We start from the raw sequence: 15,602 nt of genomic DNA, 5'->3' as shown, positions 1-15,602 counted from the left end.
CTTTCTTAGATAAAAACCCATAAGCCAAAAGCCTATGGGTTTTAGTATTACACTACCTTTATTTTACTTAAGATTTTTATTGAAATACTGGAAATGGATCAATGAATGTTCCTTTCTTTTGCATTCGTACAATTTCTTCTTCTACACAAAGACATTCCTCCAGCTCCTCAATAATGGCTTCTTTATCTAAATCTTGCCCAATGATTACTAGCTCATTGATTTTGTCTCCAAAGCGTTTATCCCATCGTGCCATGATGGTTTTCTTGTTTTCAAGCCAAGCGGGATAAAATGGACGTTCCCAAGAGGGAATATCCGCCCACCATGAACCAGCCCAATCTGCACGGACTGACCCGCCAGCCTGACCCCAATTAAGGGCATCTTTGGGGCGAGAGGCTATCCAGAATAAACCTTTCGAGCGAATAATGCCTCCATGCCAATAGTTATTGATGTAATTCCAGAATCGTTCTGGATGAAAAGGGCGAGGGTCTCTGAATACAAATGAGCTAATGCCATACTCTTCTGTTTCGGGAGTATGTTTTGCATTGGCTAATTCTTGTATCCAGCCTGTAGTGTTTGAGGACTCCTCAAAATTAAATAAGCCAGTGTTCAAAATCTCTTTTGCTTGTACTTTCCCAAATTCGGATGAGAGTATCTTAGCATTAGGATTTAGCTTTTGAATAATAGCCTTCAATTCGCCCACTTTTTCAGGTGTTAATAAATCTGTTTTATTCAAGATAATAACATTGGCAAATTCAATTTGGTCAGTAAGCAAGTTTACGATAGTTCTAGTATCACTTGGGTCTTCGTCGTTCATGCCACGTGTCCACACTGTATCAATAGACCCAAAGTCTTTGGCAAAATTGAAACAATCTACCACCGTCACCATAGTATCTAGTCTGGAGAATTTAGATAAATCGATGCCATTTTCTTCATCGATATAGCTAAAAGTCTGGGCAATAGGTAAGGGTTCTGAAATACCCGTGGATTCAATTAAAAGGTAATCAAAACGGTTTTCTTTCGCCAGTCGCTCAACTTCAATCATCAAATCTTCCCGAAGGGTACAGCAAATACAACCGTTTGATAGCTCGACTAACTTCTCTTCGGTTCTTGATAAGGTATTTTCTTGTTTCACCAATTGGGCATCTACGTTTATTTCGCTCATATCATTTACAATAACAGCCACTTTTAGGTTGTCTTTATTATGTAAAATATGATTGAGCAACGAGGTTTTTCCAGCGCCTAAAAAGCCACTTAGCACTGTAACGGGGAGTTTTTTGTTTGACATCTTCTGCAATTTCTAATATTAATGATATGAGTGATGATGAGTCCAACCGAAGCAAAATAGCCCAGTAGATTGATGTATTTAAAGTCGTCTTCAAATAAAATAGCGATTGCGAAAAAAAAGAAGAATAACCAAAAAGAGCTACTTATTTTCTGTGAAGTGCTTTCTTTAGTAGTAAAAAATACTGCTACGAAGCAGGTAATTAGAAAGATATAATCCCAATATCGGATACCTTCATGGGAGCTAATACTGACTTCTGTTTTATAATAAGCTTGCACAAGCATTATTAATGGTGTTGCTAAGCAATGCACCAAGCAGATTCCTGAGCCTAAGATGCCCAGGTAATCATATCCGTATTTAGAAAATAGTTTTTTCATATTTGCAACATTGTTGCAAATATGGCGACAAGAATTTTATTTTGCAACAATAGTGCAAAAATATTGTCCCCATTCATTATATTTGCAACGTTATTGCATTATATAAATTCAACAAATATGAAATTGACTAAGAAAACACTTTTGATGGCAACGTTAGCCTTTGTTTTGGTAGTAGGATGTAAGAAGGATGAACCTGCGCCACAGGAAGACAATGAGAACCTAACAACAGTAAGGTTGAAATTTACTGAGGGCGGTGTTACTAAAACTTTTTTATTCAAAGACCTTGATGGTATTGGAGGAAATGCCCCGACGATTGACAAGATTTCGTTAGATGCGAACAAAACGTATGCTTTGGCTGTCGAGATGCTAGATGAAACAAAAACGCCTGTTGTCAATGTAACAGAAGAGATTCAAGAGCAAAAGGATGAGCATTTGTTTGAATATGTATCCACCCCAGCATCATTATTAACTGTTTCTGGAAAAGATAAAGACTCTCGTGGTTTTGATGTGGGCTTGACGGCCACTGTAAAAACGGCTGTAGCAGGAACTGGCAAATTGCAGGTGGTTTTACACCACCAACCACCAGTGAATGGTTCTCCGATCAAAAATGGTTCATATACGGTAGGGAGTATAGATTTTGATGGAACTTTTGATGTGGAGGTTAAGTAGATTTTAGTTGGGACTAGAGGAATTTTGGACTAGAGGACTTTAGGATTGGACTTTAAGACTTTAGGATTCTTGGACTAAAGGACTTTAAGGTTTATTTGTTAAGGTTTGATAAATCAAAACTCCTCAGTCTCATCCTAAATAAAGTCTTCCAGTCCAATAATCTTAAAGTCCAATCCTAAAGTCCTCTAGTCCAAAATCCTCCAGTCCAAAACCTACAACTCACCACTTCAACAAATCCCCCTTTTCAATCCCCTTTCTTTGGCAAAATCCTGCGTTTACTTCTAATACATACTTTGCGTTCTCGTAAGAAGGTATTGCTTCTTCTGAAAATGGAGCTCTGTTAGCTTGTATGGTTACAACTCTTTTTTGATTATCTAAAAAAATAATATCAAGAGGAATAAAAGTATTTTTCATCCAAAAGCTTTGAGGCTCATTTTCGGGCATGATAAACAACATCCCACAAGAGTCGGGCATTGAACGACGAAACATTAAGCCCTGTTCTGTTTCCTTATCATTGTCGGCAATCTCAATCGTTAATTTTTGTTTAGTATTTACAAATTCTAATTCTCCTTCTTTTTTAAAAACAGGTTCTGCCATTTCTGGAATCACGCTTATCGTATCTGCCTCGGTCTCGGCATCAGAAGATAAATTATAAAAAAAACGAATCAGGTTAGAAGAGAAAAACCCTCCCAAAAGTAGTAGAAGCACTAAAATGATAATGATTGTTTTTTTCATAGTCTTTAATTCATTTAATTGTTTTTTAGGAAACAATGATTTGATTAATTAATGATTTTAGGATTAGAGAATTTGTCTGAAATTTAAGTAATTTTACTAATCTAACATTCAATGTTATCAGAACGCTTTGTTATGTATTTTGTTTTTGATTAGATGAAATACTCTTTAAATCAATTAATAAAATTAAAATAAACAGATTGATAGACTAATTTTGTCTTTCAAGTGTTTAGTTATTAAACTAACGTTGAAAAAAGCCTCTTAACAGAAAAAAGTATTTTATACTTCAGCCCGACAGGCATTTCATCTATTTTAAAATGGACATATCCGAAATCATTAAATACTTATCAGATTCTAAAGAAATCATTGGTGCGGGGCTTTTTGCTATTACTTTTGTAGTATATGCTGAAAACGGTTTGTTCTTTGCCTTTTTCCTTCCTGGCGACTATCTCCTTTTTTTGACGGGTGTTTTTGTAGGAACAGGCTTCCTAAAGTATACCATCGGAACGGTTTTGTTATATCTTTTTGTGGCGGCTGTAGTAGGTTCCTTAACGGGCTTTTTGTTTGGGCGGTTTTTTGGCAGTAACCTCGAAAATAAGGCCGATACTTGGTATTTTAAGCAAAAACACTTGGATTCTACCCGCGATTTTTTTGAAAAATACGGTAGCCAAGCATTAATAATTAGCCGATTTTTGCCTTACATTCGTACTTTTGCCCCAATTTTAGCAGGAATTAGCCGAATGAATTATCCTAAATACCTCTTGTTGAATATTACGGGCGGTGCAATTTGGGTTGGTTCTTTAGTAGGTGGAGGCTATTATTTTGGAGTAGAATTCCCTTGGATTATCAACTATGTTCATTACGTTATTTTATTCTTTTTGGCCATCACTACTTTTACGGTAGTAAAAGGATACTTGAATTTCAGAAAAAATAAATAACGCCAATACCTTTTAAGATGATTACTGATTTTGGTTATATATTACTCTTTATCATTGCTGCGATAGTTTTTGTAGCCGTAATATTATTTATAGCAAAACTGATTCGCCCGAACCGTCCGAATGTGGAAAAACTCACTACTTATGAGTCAGGAGAAGAGCCAGATGGGAATGCAAACGTTCGATTTAATATCCGTTTTTATGTAATTGCCTTAATTTTTATCCTTTTCGACGTCGAGATTATCTTCTTATTTCCTTGGGCAACAGTTTTTGGAAATCAGCGATTAATTGCTGATACGGATGGGCTGTGGGGATGGTTCTCGTTAGTAGAAATGTTTGTGTTTATAGGCGTATTATTAATTGGCTTAGCCTATGCTTGGATAAAAGGTCATTTAGATTGGGTACGTCCCGAAGTAAAAATCACTGAATATACATCTAAAATACCTGCTTCGCTTTACGATAAAATAAACGAAAAATATAGCAAGTAAAAGCCATAAGATGTTGGAAAATCGTAAAAAATTGTTGTTTTTTACCATCTATTGCCCTTTTCTGAATGTCGATGGTATGGCGATTTTTCCATTTGTGCTTATTAGAACCAAGTTGCCTTCTAAAATATTAATCAATCATGAGTGCATTCATCTAGCCCAACAGCTTGAGTTGCTCATCCTCCCATTTTATATTTGGTATCTATCAGAATATCTGCTGAATAGGCTCAAAGGACAAAATCATCAGGTAGCGTATAGAAATATTTGTTTTGAGAAGGAAGCCTATGAAAACGAAGACAAGCTAGCATATTTGGCAAATAGAAGAGCTTGGAGTTTCTTAAAGTATTTGGAAATGGTTTAGTGATACCCTACCATAGATTTTGCGGACAAAGCACTCGTTGACGATTATTCAACATAATACCAATCACTATTTCGTGTGAGCCTCTTGAGCGTTCTTTTAGCCCTGATAAGGTGTAATCATAAGAATATCCCAAGTTGATTAATGAACTAATATTTGCACCGACTAATCCCACAAAAGCATCTTTGTGTCTATAGGATGTGCCAAACCAAAATCGTTCTCTGAAAACTGTTTTTAAGTTAACATCAAAACTGATTGGAGCTTGTGCTACTCTTTTAATAAGTGTAGAAGGTATGAGCGTCCAATCTTCACTGAGTTCTTGTCTAAAACCTGCTGTTAGAAAGTAATGAGGTATGGCATCGCCACTCCAACGCTGATTAGGGTTATCAGTATTTTTATAATTAAAGCTATTAAAAATAAATTGATTGGCTGAAATACCCACAAAAAACTGCTTTGAATACAGCCAAGCACCAGCATTCAGATTGGGTTGAAGGGCTGTAAGCCTTGAGCCTGCAACAATAGCTTGGTCTGGGTTGTCTTTTACCTGAACTTTACTGAAATCTACTGTGTATTGAGATATTCCACCAGAAAGCCCGATGGCTAGTTTCATTTTCGTAGTAATAGGGACGTGTAATGAATAGCTGATATTAAAACTATTCTGCGTATTGGCTCCTGTTTTATCAGACACTAATATAAAACCAATACCATGATGAATAGGCACTTTTGCCGAAGTATTGAATTGGTTTGATAATGGCATAGGTCGCCGAATAGATTTACTAAAATTAGGACGAGCACCCGTACTTGTCCTATCTGTCTTGCCAATAGGCATATGAGCTGACAAATAATAAGTAGTTGGAGCTCCCTCAAAATCTGTCCATTGGTTTCGATAACCCGTTTTAATATCAGTATAATCTTCAATGCCTCCAACTGCTGGATTGATTAAATAACTATTCATCATGTACTGACTATACTGAGGTTGAGTTTGGGCAAATGCCATCAAACTCATGGTAATCATCAAAAAAACAAGTATAATTTTGGGCATAATAGCGATGAAGTTCACATTTTAATACTAAAGATAATAATAAAAGAGGTTTTTCTATTAATATTCTAATGAGTATCCAACCTTTTGAAAAAAAAATGTGTCTATTATCATGCTTACTCGTGCGTATTAGTCAATTTACTCACTTCCATCAAAATAATGGGCAAATAAGCTTGTTTTGTGGGATAAATATTTAGAAATCAAAGAGGTAAGTTAAAAAAAGTAAAGCCCTATGAAACCTTCGTTGTTTTTATCACGTAGATAATATTAGAAAGACAATCGATTCGGGTTTGTGTAGAAATAAGATTGTACAAGTTTTCATAAAGATGCATTACTGCAAAATTTTATGGAAATAAAAGATAATTAAATAGCTTATGGAGAATATCGAAAGCCTTTAGAAATTTTCTAAAGGCTTTTTTGTTGAAATTTTTGATAGAAAAGAACAAAGTTTAAAACTTCTACGTTAAACTTGTAATCCAAACAAGACTGTTTGAATTTTAAATATCAAACGCATAAGGCAATAATGCAAATACATCAACTACCGTTAGAGGACGTCAATCAGTTTTCGTCTCTTTTCTTAGACTTCATTAATCAATCCACAAAAACTAAAGATTTTTACGAAAATTATCCAGATCTTAAAGGATTTGAGCAGCAAATCGCTTTAAAACAATTTGATTCAGCCAAACGTAGTATTTTAGTAGAAACGCTAAAAAAACAGTATTCAGATATAAGCAATAAGCCAAATGTTGATATTCTTTTAGAGGAAAATACGTTTACCGTCACTACGGGGCATCAACTCAATATTTTTACAGGGCCTCTTTATGTAATCTATAAACTTGTTACAACGATTAACTTGGCGAAATCATTGAAAAATGCTTTCCCAGCTTACAATTTTGTACCAGTCTATTGGATGGCAACTGAAGACCATGATTTTGCGGAAATCAATCATTTTTCATTGTTCGGCAAGAAATTAGCATGGGAAACAGCCCAAAAAGGAGCAGTGGGCAGAATGAATCCAAAGGAATTAGAGGCTTTGATAACAGAAATGGCTGAATGTCCTGCTATTTTCAAAGATGCATACCTCAACAATGAGACTTTGGCGAATGCAGCACGATGTTACGCTAACGATTTATTCGGAGACCAAGGCTTAATTTGTATCGATGCAGATGATAGAAATTTGAAAAAACTGTTTGCCCCTATTATTAAAAACGATTTACTACACCATACTGCTTTTGATGTCGTTTCAAAAACTTCTGAAAAACTAGAATCTTTGGGCTACAAAACCCAAATCTCTCCCCGTGAAATCAACTTCTTTTATTTAGAAAATGGACTTCGTGAGCGTATTGTCAAAGAAGGCAATACTTATAAAGTATTGAATACTAGTTTACAGTTTTCTGAAACGGAAATCCTTGACCTATTGGAAACTGAACCTGAAAAATTCAGTCCTAATGTGGTGTTAAGACCCGTTTATGAAGAAGTGATTCTTCCAAACCTAGCCTATATCGGCGGTCCATCAGAAGTACCCTATTGGCTTCAATTAAAAGGCATTTTTGATTTCCATCAGGTAGCGTTCCCTATTTTGATGCCTCGTAACTTCTGTTTGATAGTCAATAAAGCTACTGCTAAAAGGATGGAAAAATTAGACTTAACCAGTCAGGATTTATTTTTGGATGAAATAAGTTTGAAGAAAAGCTTTATTGAAAAGCATTCTGAAAATAGTTTAAGCCTTTCTACAGAGAGTAATTCCTTTGTGCAGGTTTTTGAGGAAATTCTGACAAAAGCGGTAAAAATAGATAAAACGTTGGAAGGTGCCGTAAAAGGAGAGCAACAAAAAGTATTGAATGCGCTTGAAAACCTAGAAAAGCGTTTGAAAAAAGCAGAAGAAAGAAACCATGAAACTGAGGTAAATCAGCTGTTGGGAGTAAAACAGAAGCTTTTCCCGAATGGAACACCCCAAGAAAGAAGCGAAAACTTTTTAAATTTCTATTTGAACAATCCTGAATTCTTAACGCAAATATCAGCAGTCTTTGACCCGCTCAACTTTAAGTTTTATATAGTTATTGAAGAATAGTAAAAAGTAAAATCATAGAAAAAGGTCGGAAATGTTGAATCATTTCCGACCTTTTTTATGAGGGATTATCTATCTAAATAAAGTTCAAGGGATAGGTAATACTTTACTTTCTTTGAAAGTAGAAAGAATGACCATCGTTTGTGTTCCTGCTACTTCTTCAATCTCATTGATTTTTTCAAGCATCAATTTCTGATATGAAGCAATGTCTTTAGCAATTATTTTCAACAAAAAATCTCCAGAACCTGTCACGTGGTGACATTCAATGACTTCTGGTATCGAGTTTATTTGTGAAACGAAAGATTCTGTAACTTGCTTTTTATGTCCTATCAAAGTAACAGTTACGAAAGTAGTGACTCCTAAACCCACTTTCTCGCGGTTTAATTGTGCGTGATAGCTTTCAATGATTCCAGCAGTTTCTAATTTCTTAACACGTTCCAGTGTTGGGGCAGGCGATAGTCCTATTTCTTTTGATAATTGTGCATTAGTAATTTTGGCATTTTGTTGTAAAATTTCTAATACTTTATGGTCTATTTGATCTAGTTTAATACTCATTTCTTCGGAGTTTAGAATTGATGAAAGCGAAAAACGCCATTGATAATTTCAATGGTTTTTCAAATTACATGATTGTTTAATATGGGTTATTTTTAGTGCGATAGGAAATCTATTGCAAATCTAATAGCTTTTTTGTGATTTTTGTAAGAAATTCTACAAAAAAGCTATTTTTTAGAATAATATTTTTATTATTCGGCAATTATATACCTATCTATTCATAAAATTCTGTGAAAACAGAATTTATATGCTAAAAATAGAAAAGTGCAAAACAGAATCTTATTTTGTATAAATGCTTACTTTCGTTTAGAAATTTTGTTCAGAGAAATTTTTCTTTGTAGCGCACATTTAAATCGTGTATGGTCAACAGTTCTTTTTGCAAGATGTTTTGTCGCTCTTCCTTGTACTCTTTCACGCCACATTCGCCAAGACGACGCCTTCATTTCTCGGCGCATAAGTGCTATTACCTCTTGTTCTTTTAATCCGAATTGTATAAAAATAGCATCGAAGGGAGTTCGGTCTTCCCAAGCCATCTCTATAATTCTATCGATGTCTTGCTCATTTAATAATAAAGCTTTCATTTGTATTGTAAGGGTGAATTAGTTAGTTCTGATTGAGTGAATGATTCGATGAGTTTTTGAAATGGTTATCCAAGGCTTATAACGCATTGAATAATATAAAGACGATGAGTTGGGAACTTGTACAATAGCAATCAGCTTGATAAAAGCTTATGGCCCACAGCCCCACTTTATAACTTTCGGAGTTAAAAAATGTTTTTAAAATCTGATTTGCTAGAAAACTCTGATTCATTCCCTAAAAAATCCGTAATTTCGTAAGATAGTCTTGTCACGATTTTGTTAATTAGCAAAACAAGTGCTAATATGCGAGAACCAACAAATTGATAACGATTAAGCTTATGGCAGAAGAAGAAAAAAAATCACTTAATTTCCTTGAACAAATTGTAGAAGAAGATTTACAAGCGGGCAAACACGGAGGACGTGTTTTGACTCGTTTTCCACCTGAGCCTAATGGATATTTACACATTGGGCACGCTAAATCAATATGCTTGAATTTTGGCTTGGCTGCTAAATATGGTGGACAAACTAACCTTCGTTTTGATGATACAAACCCTGAAAAGGAAGAGACTGAATACGTAGATTCTATCAAAGCAGATGTTCGCTGGCTTGGGTTTGATTGGGCAGGAGAAGAATTGTATGCTTCTGATTATTTTGAAACCTTATATAATTTTGCAGTAGAGCTTATCAAAAAAGGGTTGGCTTATGTAGATGACCAAACATCTGAACAAATTGCGTCACAAAAAGGGAATCCTAATTTCGCAGGTGAAGATAGCCCATACCGTTACCGTAGCATAGACGAAAATTTAGATTTATTTAGTAGAATGCGTGCTGGTGAGTTTGAAGATGGGGCTAAAGTACTAAGAGCTAAAATTGATATGGCTCACCCGAATATGCACATGCGCGACCCGCTGATGTATCGTATTAAGCATGCACCACACCACCGTACGGGCGATGCTTGGTGTATTTATCCGATGTACGATTTTGCACATGGTCAGTCAGATTCTATCGAAGAAATTACCCATTCTATTTGTACGTTAGAATTTGATGTTCACCGTCCTTTATACGAATGGTTTATTGAAAAGCTAGGCATTTATCCTTCACATCAATACGAATTTGCAAGATTGAACCTTACTCATACAGTCATGAGTAAACGTAAATTGCTTCAATTAGTCAACGAAGGTATTGTTAATGGTTGGGACGACCCGCGTATGCCAACTATTTCAGCATTGCGTCGCCGTGGTTTTACACCAACATCAATTCGTAATTTTTGCGAAAAAATCGGTGTGGCCAAAAGAGATAATTTGATTGATGTAGGCGTACTAGATTACTGTGTCAGAGAAGATTTGAACAAACTTGCTACCCGAGTAATGGCTGTGTTAGATCCATTGAAGGTAGTAATTACCAATTATCCTGAAGGACAAGTAGAGGAACTACACGTAGAAAATAATCCAGAGGATGAAAATGCGGGAAGCCGTATTGTGCCATTCAGTCGTGAGATTTATATCGAACAAGATGACTTTATGGAAGTTCCGATGAAGAAATTCTTCCGTTTAGGTCCTGGCTTGATGGTTCGTTTGAAAGGTGCTTATATTATCCAATGCAATGATTTTGTAAAAGACGAATTTGGCAATATTACCGAATTACATTGTAGCTATATTCCAGAAAGCCGTTCAGGTGCTGATACTTCGGGTCTTCATGTAAAAGGTACTATTCACTGGGTATCTGTACAACATGCTAGCAAAGCAGAAGTGCGTATATACGATAGACTATTGATTTTGGAAGATGCTTCGCAAGTAGGAGACGACTTCAAGAAATTTATCAATCCAGATTCTCTGACGGTTATTCCAGAAGTTTTTGTAGAACCAAGCTTGAAAGAAGCACAAGTAGGAACGAACTACCAATTTATGCGTAAAGGCTATTTCTGTTTAGATCCAGACTCAACAACTGAGCATTTGGTATTTAACAGAACAGTGGGCTTGAAAGATACTTGGGTAAAAGAAAAAGGAAAGTAGAATTTGAGTCATTACGAATTTTTCTTTGAAATTCAAGAATTCCTAATCGCATCGGCGAACCGACTCGCTTCGCTCAAACAATAGGAATTCGGGGAGCATCAATCATAAAAAAAGCGGTCGAAATTAGTTTTTCGACCGCTTTTTTTATGATTTCAAAATTCGGGATGACTCATGTTTTATGACTTTAAAATTCGAGGGGACTCTTATGTTTTAATATGAAGCTTGATAGTCAATCGTAAAAACAGTGATAGATATTTTGTCTTTACTTACTTTAATGGGAAAAATATTTCCATCTCCATCAAACAAATTTGAATACAAGCCTTTATTTCCTTCACGAATAAATAAAGAGTAACGTCCTTCTTCTAAATCAACACAAAACTTCCCTTCTTCATCAGACTTCACACTTTTAATAAATTTGGTAGCAATGGTTTGATAGAACCCATTTTCACGAGTAGTTTCAGCGGTATTCGTTAAGTCGTATACTACTAATTCTCGTTGGACAGGTTTTGCTTTAGGGGTAGGTCTATCAGGCGAAGGCATCATGTTCCCTGATTTCCAGAAAATAGTGCCACAGATTCCTTGCTGAACCAAAGCAGGTTCATTAGTAATTGGTTTGGTACCAGTAGGAGTGTCGGGATTGATAATAGCCTTTTGTACAGAAGCAGGAAGCGTATTTTTCCTTTTCAATTTTTTCTTGGTCTTCTGTCCAAAAGCACCAATCATCGAAAGGCACCCAAGAATAAGTATGAAGATTTTAACCTTGATCATATCAAAGATTATTTTCTTTTGAATAATGAATCAACAAACTCTTTTTTATTGAAAACCTGTAAATCTTCTATCTTTTCACCAACGCCAATGTATTTCACAGGAATTTTAAACTGGTCAGAAATTCCGATAACTACGCCACCTTTGGCTGTTCCATCCAATTTAGTAATAGCCAAAGCCGTTACATCAGTTGTTTTTGTAAACTCTTGTGCCTGAATAAAGGCATTTTGTCCTGTCGAGCCATCAAGCACTAATAAAATTTCGTGGGGAGCATCAGGCAAAAACTTCTGCATCACACGCTTGATTTTAGAAAGCTCGTTCATCAAGTTTACTTTATTGTGTAAGCGTCCTGCTGTATCAATGATTACCACGTCAGCATTTTGTTCTACAGCCTGCTTTACGGTGTCGTAGGCTACTGAGGCAGGGTCGCTATTCATTCCGTGGTCTATTACGGTTACGCCTACTCTTTGTCCCCATAATTTAAGCTGGTCAACAGCGGCAGCTCTAAAGGTATCCCCAGCCCCTAATATTACTTTATTACCTGCCTTGTGGAATTGTGAAGCCAACTTACCAATAGTAGTTGTTTTACCAACACCATTTACGCCCACCACCATAATTACATAAGGCTTGATATTGCTTTTAAAGGCCTCAGATACATCCTCCGACTTATTCTGTGCCAATAGCTCAGCAATCTCTTCTCTCAGAAGACTATCAAGCTCAGTCGTTGTTACAAACTTATCTCTGGCTACACGTTCTTCAATTCTACGGATAATTTTAAGGGTTGTATCTACACCCACATCCGAAGAGATTAAAATTTCTTCTAATTCATCTAATACCTCCTCATCGACTTTCGATTTGCCGACTACCGCTCTACTCAATTTAGAAAAAAGACCTTCTTTGGTTTTTTCTAATCCTTTGTCAAGTGTTTCTTTTTCTTCGGTATTTAAGGTTTCTTTTTTCTTAAAAAAATCAAATAAGCCCATGTTTGGTTATCAGTTTTCAGTTATCGTTTTGGTTTGTAGTAGTCAAGCGTTGGATGTTAAATATCATTAGCTGAAATTACCCAATTTTTTCTCTTTAAACTAATATTAAATAAGCAACAACTAGTTCCCCAAATATAAAACAAAAAAAGTCCCCTAACCTTATTTAGATAGGGGACTTTCTTTAAAGTCGAAAGAATTAACCTTTCAACGCTGCTGCTACTTCATCTTGAAGAACGATTTCTTCTTTGAATGTGTAAGCACCAGTAGCAGGGTTTTTCACTGCTTTAACGATTTTTGCGTATTTTACGCCACCTTCTTTCTTAAGGGTTGCAACTACTTTCTTTGCCATTTCTTTGTATAAGTTATTGTTATCCGTTTTGAGTTATCGACTGACTGCAACTTAACTGATGAGCAAACCCATCAATTACGATAACACAGACTTGATAACTTGTAATTGACAACTAAATGAATTACTTAATTTCTTTATGAACAGTCACTTTCTTCAAGAAAGGATTGTATTTCTTTAACTCTAAACGAGCTGTAGTGTTTTTACGGTTTTTCTTAGTGATGTAACGAGACATCCCTGGAACGCCTGAAGTTTTTTGCTCAGTACATTCCAAAATCACTTGGATTCTATTGCCTTTCTTAGCCATTGCTTTGTTTGCTTAATTGGTTATAAAAAATCGTTTTCTATTGATTATCAGTAAATTACAACCCAATCAAACTGAAAAACGAAGATGTGTCTTTGAAACAGGACTGCAAAGGTAGTAAATGTTTGAGTTTTAGACAAATATGTTTTCAAAAGTTTTTAATAAATATTGATAGAATGTGAAAAATAGCCAATTTTAGCCCTTTTTAACCCAATTTATGCTTAAACCTTATCATTTTCAAGAACATAATTTTCAAGAGCTTAGTACAATATTCACCACCAAAGCCGTTTTTAATAGCTATTTGCTCTTTATCTAAACTTGTAAAAGTCCCATTTTAAAGTCCTTCGTAATTGGAGAGTGGTCAGCTGCATGAATACTGGTTGAAATAATACTTCTTGTAGCCAAAGGGTCGATAATTTCATCAACCCACAATCGGGCGGCAGCATAATAAGGCGTGGTTTGCGTATTATATTTATCTTTGATACCTTTCAAAATGTTATCTTCTTCCTCTTTCGTAATTACCTTGCCTTTGGCTTTCATGGATGCTACCTGAGTTTGTAATAAAGTTTGGGCTGCTTGCTCGCCACCCATTACTGCAATTTTAGCACTTGGCCAAGCATAAATAAAGCGAGGGTCGAAAGCCTTCCCACACATGGCATAATTACCTGCGCCATAAGAATTACCTATGATAATCGTGATTTTGGGAACAATCGAATTTGAAACAGCATTCACCATTTTGGCTCCGTCTTTGATAATGCCCGAATGTTCTGAACGACTGCCCACCATAAAACCCGTTACGTCTTGTAAGAAAACCAAAGGGATTTTCTTTTGATTACAATTCATGATGAAACGTGCAGCTTTGTCGGCTGAATCATTATAAATTACCCCTCCGATTTGTACTTCACCCTTAGTATTTTTAATAACCAATCGTTGGTTAGCTACAATGCCTACCGCCCAACCATCAATACGAGCGTATCCACACAGGATAGTCTTGCCGTAATCTTTTTTAAACTCATCAAACTCAGAATCATCCACCAACCGTTCAATGATTTCACGCATATCATAAGGTTTGGTTCTAAGCTCAGGAAGAATATCCAGTATTTCTTCCAGATGCTTGGTAGGTGTTTTTGGGATAGTTCTATTAAAACCAGCCTTTTCAAATTTCCCTAGTTTGCTGATAGTCCTTTTTATTTGGTCAAGACATTCTTGTTCACTGTCAAACTGATAATCAGCATTGCCCGAAATAGCATTATGCGTATTGGCTCCTCCTAAGGTCTCGGCATCGATTTCTTCACCAATTGCCGCCTTTACTAAGTAAGGGCCTGCTAAAAAAATAGAGCTTTGTCCTGTCACCATCAAGGTTTCATCTGACATAATGGGTAAATATGCTCCACCAGCCACACAACTGCCTAATACGGCAGATATTTGAGTGATTCCCATAGCACTCATCACAGAATTGTTAAAGAATACTTTTCCAAAATGTTCTTTGTCTGGAAAAATTTCATCTTGCATGGGTAAAAATACACCTGCACTATCTACCAAATAAATAATCGGTAATTGATTTTGCATAGCGATTTCTTGGAAGCGAAGATTCTTTTTACCTGTAATGGGAAAATATGCACCAGCTTTTACAGTTTGGTCATTGGCTACAATTACACATAATTGACCAGCAATATAGCCTAGTCCGCCAACTGTTCCTCCTGCTGGACAACCACCATATTCTTCGTACATTTCGTAGCCCACAAATGCCCCAATTTCCTGAAATTCAGTGTCAGTATCTATTAAATAATTAATGCGTTCTCGGGCGACTAATTTACCTCGTTCATGTTGTTTTTGTACATTTTTTAGTCCTCCTCCTTCTTTTATTTTATCCAATCGTTGCTTCATTTCTGTAAGCAATTGTTGATGAAATTCCTTATTGTTTACAGCCATAGTATGATGATGATTTGAGATTATTGATGAATGTAAATAGTACTATTTTTTGATAATTTACAATTATTTTTTGATAATGTAATTTTTGAGAAAAATGGAGATTTAATGAAATATTTGGCTATTGGCTTTAATGGTGCATTGGTAATGTTGGTGAAATACTATTTAAACCTAAATGTGATGGAGAT

17 protein-coding genes are annotated in these 15,602 nt (G+C 35.7%); 6 read left to right on the top strand and 11 right to left on the bottom strand.

Features of this window, described 5'->3' with window-relative positions; all coding sequences use genetic code 11:
• Positions 1–76 precede the first annotated feature (76 nt).
• Both VB264_RS04815 and VB264_RS04810 read right to left on the bottom strand, forming a co-directional pair.
• Complete coding sequence (locus VB264_RS04815; protein ID WP_323247228.1) at positions 77–1,285, bottom strand: GTP-binding protein; 1,209 nt, start codon at positions 1,283–1,285, stop codon at positions 77–79.
• A complete protein-coding gene (locus tag VB264_RS04810; protein WP_323247226.1) occupies positions 1,252–1,659 on the bottom strand; it encodes a MerC domain-containing protein in 408 nt (135 codons plus the stop codon). The genes VB264_RS04815 and VB264_RS04810 overlap by 34 nt, the downstream gene beginning before the upstream one ends.
• Positions 1,660–1,776: 117 nt before the next feature.
• Between VB264_RS04810 and VB264_RS04805 the strand changes: the two genes are divergently transcribed.
• Complete coding sequence (locus tag VB264_RS04805) at positions 1,777–2,328, top strand: hypothetical protein (RefSeq protein WP_323247224.1); 552 nt, start codon at positions 1,777–1,779, stop codon at positions 2,326–2,328.
• A gap of 219 nt (positions 2,329–2,547) precedes the next feature.
• Here the strand turns inward: VB264_RS04805 and VB264_RS04800 are convergent, their stop codons facing one another.
• Entirely contained in the window at positions 2,548–3,063 is a 516-nt protein-coding gene (locus tag VB264_RS04800; protein WP_323247222.1) for a DUF192 domain-containing protein, read from the bottom strand.
• A gap of 314 nt (positions 3,064–3,377) precedes the next feature.
• Here VB264_RS04800 and VB264_RS04795 point away from each other — a divergent pair, with 314 nt between their 5' ends.
• The 3 genes from VB264_RS04795 to VB264_RS04785 are packed head-to-tail and all read left to right on the top strand — an operon-like array spanning position 3,378 to position 4,841.
• A complete protein-coding gene (locus VB264_RS04795) occupies positions 3,378–3,998 on the top strand; it encodes a DedA family protein (protein WP_323247220.1) in 621 nt (206 codons plus the stop codon).
• A gap of 17 nt (positions 3,999–4,015) precedes the next feature.
• Positions 4,016–4,483, top strand: coding sequence for an NADH-quinone oxidoreductase subunit A (locus VB264_RS04790; RefSeq protein ID WP_309924263.1), 468 nt, complete (start codon positions 4,016–4,018; stop codon positions 4,481–4,483).
• 10 nt (positions 4,484–4,493) lie between these two features.
• Positions 4,494–4,841: a hypothetical protein gene (locus VB264_RS04785; protein ID WP_323247218.1), complete on the top strand. Its 348-nt coding sequence runs from the start codon at positions 4,494–4,496 to the stop codon at positions 4,839–4,841.
• Positions 4,842–4,848: 7 nt separating this feature from the next.
• Here the strand turns inward: VB264_RS04785 and VB264_RS04780 are convergent, their stop codons facing one another.
• Positions 4,849–5,880: a PorP/SprF family type IX secretion system membrane protein gene (locus VB264_RS04780; protein WP_323247216.1), complete on the bottom strand. Its 1,032-nt coding sequence runs from the start codon at positions 5,878–5,880 to the stop codon at positions 4,849–4,851.
• Positions 5,881–6,400: 520 nt separating this feature from the next.
• Between VB264_RS04780 and bshC the strand changes: the two genes are divergently transcribed.
• The gene (gene bshC / locus VB264_RS04775) at positions 6,401–7,948 is read left to right on the top strand and encodes a bacillithiol biosynthesis cysteine-adding enzyme BshC (protein ID WP_323247214.1); all 1,548 of its coding nucleotides are present in this window, start codon (positions 6,401–6,403) and stop codon (positions 7,946–7,948) included.
• Between the two features lie 84 nt (positions 7,949–8,032).
• Here the strand turns inward: bshC and VB264_RS04770 are convergent, their stop codons facing one another.
• Positions 8,033–8,500, bottom strand: a complete 468-nt coding sequence (locus tag VB264_RS04770) for an Lrp/AsnC family transcriptional regulator (RefSeq protein ID WP_309924199.1) — start codon at positions 8,498–8,500, stop codon at positions 8,033–8,035.
• A gap of 293 nt (positions 8,501–8,793) precedes the next feature.
• Positions 8,794–9,078, bottom strand: a complete 285-nt coding sequence (locus tag VB264_RS04765) for a TIGR03643 family protein (RefSeq protein WP_323247212.1) — start codon at positions 9,076–9,078, stop codon at positions 8,794–8,796.
• Between the two features lie 335 nt (positions 9,079–9,413).
• Here VB264_RS04765 and VB264_RS04760 point away from each other — a divergent pair, with 335 nt between their 5' ends.
• A complete protein-coding gene (locus VB264_RS04760) occupies positions 9,414–11,087 on the top strand; it encodes a glutamine--tRNA ligase/YqeY domain fusion protein (RefSeq protein ID WP_323247210.1) in 1,674 nt (557 codons plus the stop codon).
• Between the two features lie 210 nt (positions 11,088–11,297).
• Here the strand turns inward: VB264_RS04760 and VB264_RS04755 are convergent, their stop codons facing one another.
• The 5 genes from VB264_RS04755 to VB264_RS04735 all read right to left on the bottom strand — a co-directional run bounded on the left by VB264_RS04755 (position 11,298) and on the right by VB264_RS04735 (position 15,417).
• Positions 11,298–11,855 carry a carboxypeptidase regulatory-like domain-containing protein gene (locus VB264_RS04755; protein ID WP_323247208.1) on the bottom strand — a complete coding sequence of 186 codons (558 nt, stop codon included), beginning with the start codon at positions 11,853–11,855 and terminating at the stop codon, positions 11,298–11,300.
• A gap of 8 nt (positions 11,856–11,863) precedes the next feature.
• On the bottom strand, positions 11,864–12,835 hold the full coding sequence (gene ftsY / locus VB264_RS04750) for a signal recognition particle-docking protein FtsY (protein ID WP_323247207.1): 972 nt from the start codon (positions 12,833–12,835) through the stop codon (positions 11,864–11,866).
• A 196-nt stretch (positions 12,836–13,031) separates the two neighbouring features.
• Positions 13,032–13,184 carry a DUF4295 domain-containing protein gene (locus VB264_RS04745; protein WP_309924211.1) on the bottom strand — a complete coding sequence of 51 codons (153 nt, stop codon included), beginning with the start codon at positions 13,182–13,184 and terminating at the stop codon, positions 13,032–13,034.
• A 121-nt stretch (positions 13,185–13,305) separates the two neighbouring features.
• On the bottom strand, positions 13,306–13,488 hold the full coding sequence (gene rpmG / locus VB264_RS04740; protein WP_109742450.1) for a 50S ribosomal protein L33: 183 nt from the start codon (positions 13,486–13,488) through the stop codon (positions 13,306–13,308).
• Positions 13,489–13,797: 309 nt separating this feature from the next.
• Entirely contained in the window at positions 13,798–15,417 is a 1,620-nt protein-coding gene (locus VB264_RS04735; protein ID WP_323247205.1) for an acyl-CoA carboxylase subunit beta, read from the bottom strand.
• Positions 15,418–15,602: the final 185 nt, after the last annotated feature.

It is taken from the genome of Arcicella aquatica (assembly GCF_034928825.1).
In the GTDB taxonomy this organism is placed as follows: Bacteria; Bacteroidota; Bacteroidia; order Cytophagales; family Spirosomataceae; genus Arcicella; species Arcicella aquatica.
This window is presented reverse-complemented; position numbering and strand designations above follow the sequence as displayed.

What these genes read in the sequence shown, in the direction of transcription:
- VB264_RS04810 (WP_323247226.1), bottom strand. Translation starts at nt 1,659, where the DNA reads ATGAAAAAACTATTTTCTAAATACGGATATGATTACCTGGGCATCTTA.
- VB264_RS04760 (WP_323247210.1), top strand. Translation starts at nt 9,414, where the DNA reads ATGGCAGAAGAAGAAAAAAAATCACTTAATTTCCTTGAACAAATTGTA.
- bshC (WP_323247214.1), top strand. Translation starts at nt 6,401, where the DNA reads ATGCAAATACATCAACTACCGTTAGAGGACGTCAATCAGTTTTCGTCT.
- VB264_RS04780 (WP_323247216.1), bottom strand. Translation starts at nt 5,880, where the DNA reads ATGCCCAAAATTATACTTGTTTTTTTGATGATTACCATGAGTTTGATG.
- VB264_RS04805 (WP_323247224.1), top strand. Translation starts at nt 1,777, where the DNA reads ATGAAATTGACTAAGAAAACACTTTTGATGGCAACGTTAGCCTTTGTT.
- VB264_RS04755 (WP_323247208.1), bottom strand. Translation starts at nt 11,855, where the DNA reads ATGATCAAGGTTAAAATCTTCATACTTATTCTTGGGTGCCTTTCGATG.
- VB264_RS04785 (WP_323247218.1), top strand. Translation starts at nt 4,494, where the DNA reads ATGTTGGAAAATCGTAAAAAATTGTTGTTTTTTACCATCTATTGCCCT.
- VB264_RS04800 (WP_323247222.1), bottom strand. Translation starts at nt 3,063, where the DNA reads ATGAAAAAAACAATCATTATCATTTTAGTGCTTCTACTACTTTTGGGA.
- VB264_RS04735 (WP_323247205.1), bottom strand. Translation starts at nt 15,417, where the DNA reads ATGGCTGTAAACAATAAGGAATTTCATCAACAATTGCTTACAGAAATG.
- ftsY (WP_323247207.1), bottom strand. Translation starts at nt 12,835, where the DNA reads ATGGGCTTATTTGATTTTTTTAAGAAAAAAGAAACCTTAAATACCGAA.
- VB264_RS04770 (WP_309924199.1), bottom strand. Translation starts at nt 8,500, where the DNA reads ATGAGTATTAAACTAGATCAAATAGACCATAAAGTATTAGAAATTTTA.
- VB264_RS04815 (WP_323247228.1), bottom strand. Translation starts at nt 1,285, where the DNA reads ATGTCAAACAAAAAACTCCCCGTTACAGTGCTAAGTGGCTTTTTAGGC.
- VB264_RS04790 (WP_309924263.1), top strand. Translation starts at nt 4,016, where the DNA reads ATGATTACTGATTTTGGTTATATATTACTCTTTATCATTGCTGCGATA.
- VB264_RS04745 (WP_309924211.1), bottom strand. Translation starts at nt 13,184, where the DNA reads ATGGCAAAGAAAGTAGTTGCAACCCTTAAGAAAGAAGGTGGCGTAAAA.
- VB264_RS04765 (WP_323247212.1), bottom strand. Translation starts at nt 9,078, where the DNA reads ATGAAAGCTTTATTATTAAATGAGCAAGACATCGATAGAATTATAGAG.
- rpmG (WP_109742450.1), bottom strand. Translation starts at nt 13,488, where the DNA reads ATGGCTAAGAAAGGCAATAGAATCCAAGTGATTTTGGAATGTACTGAG.
- VB264_RS04795 (WP_323247220.1), top strand. Translation starts at nt 3,378, where the DNA reads ATGGACATATCCGAAATCATTAAATACTTATCAGATTCTAAAGAAATC.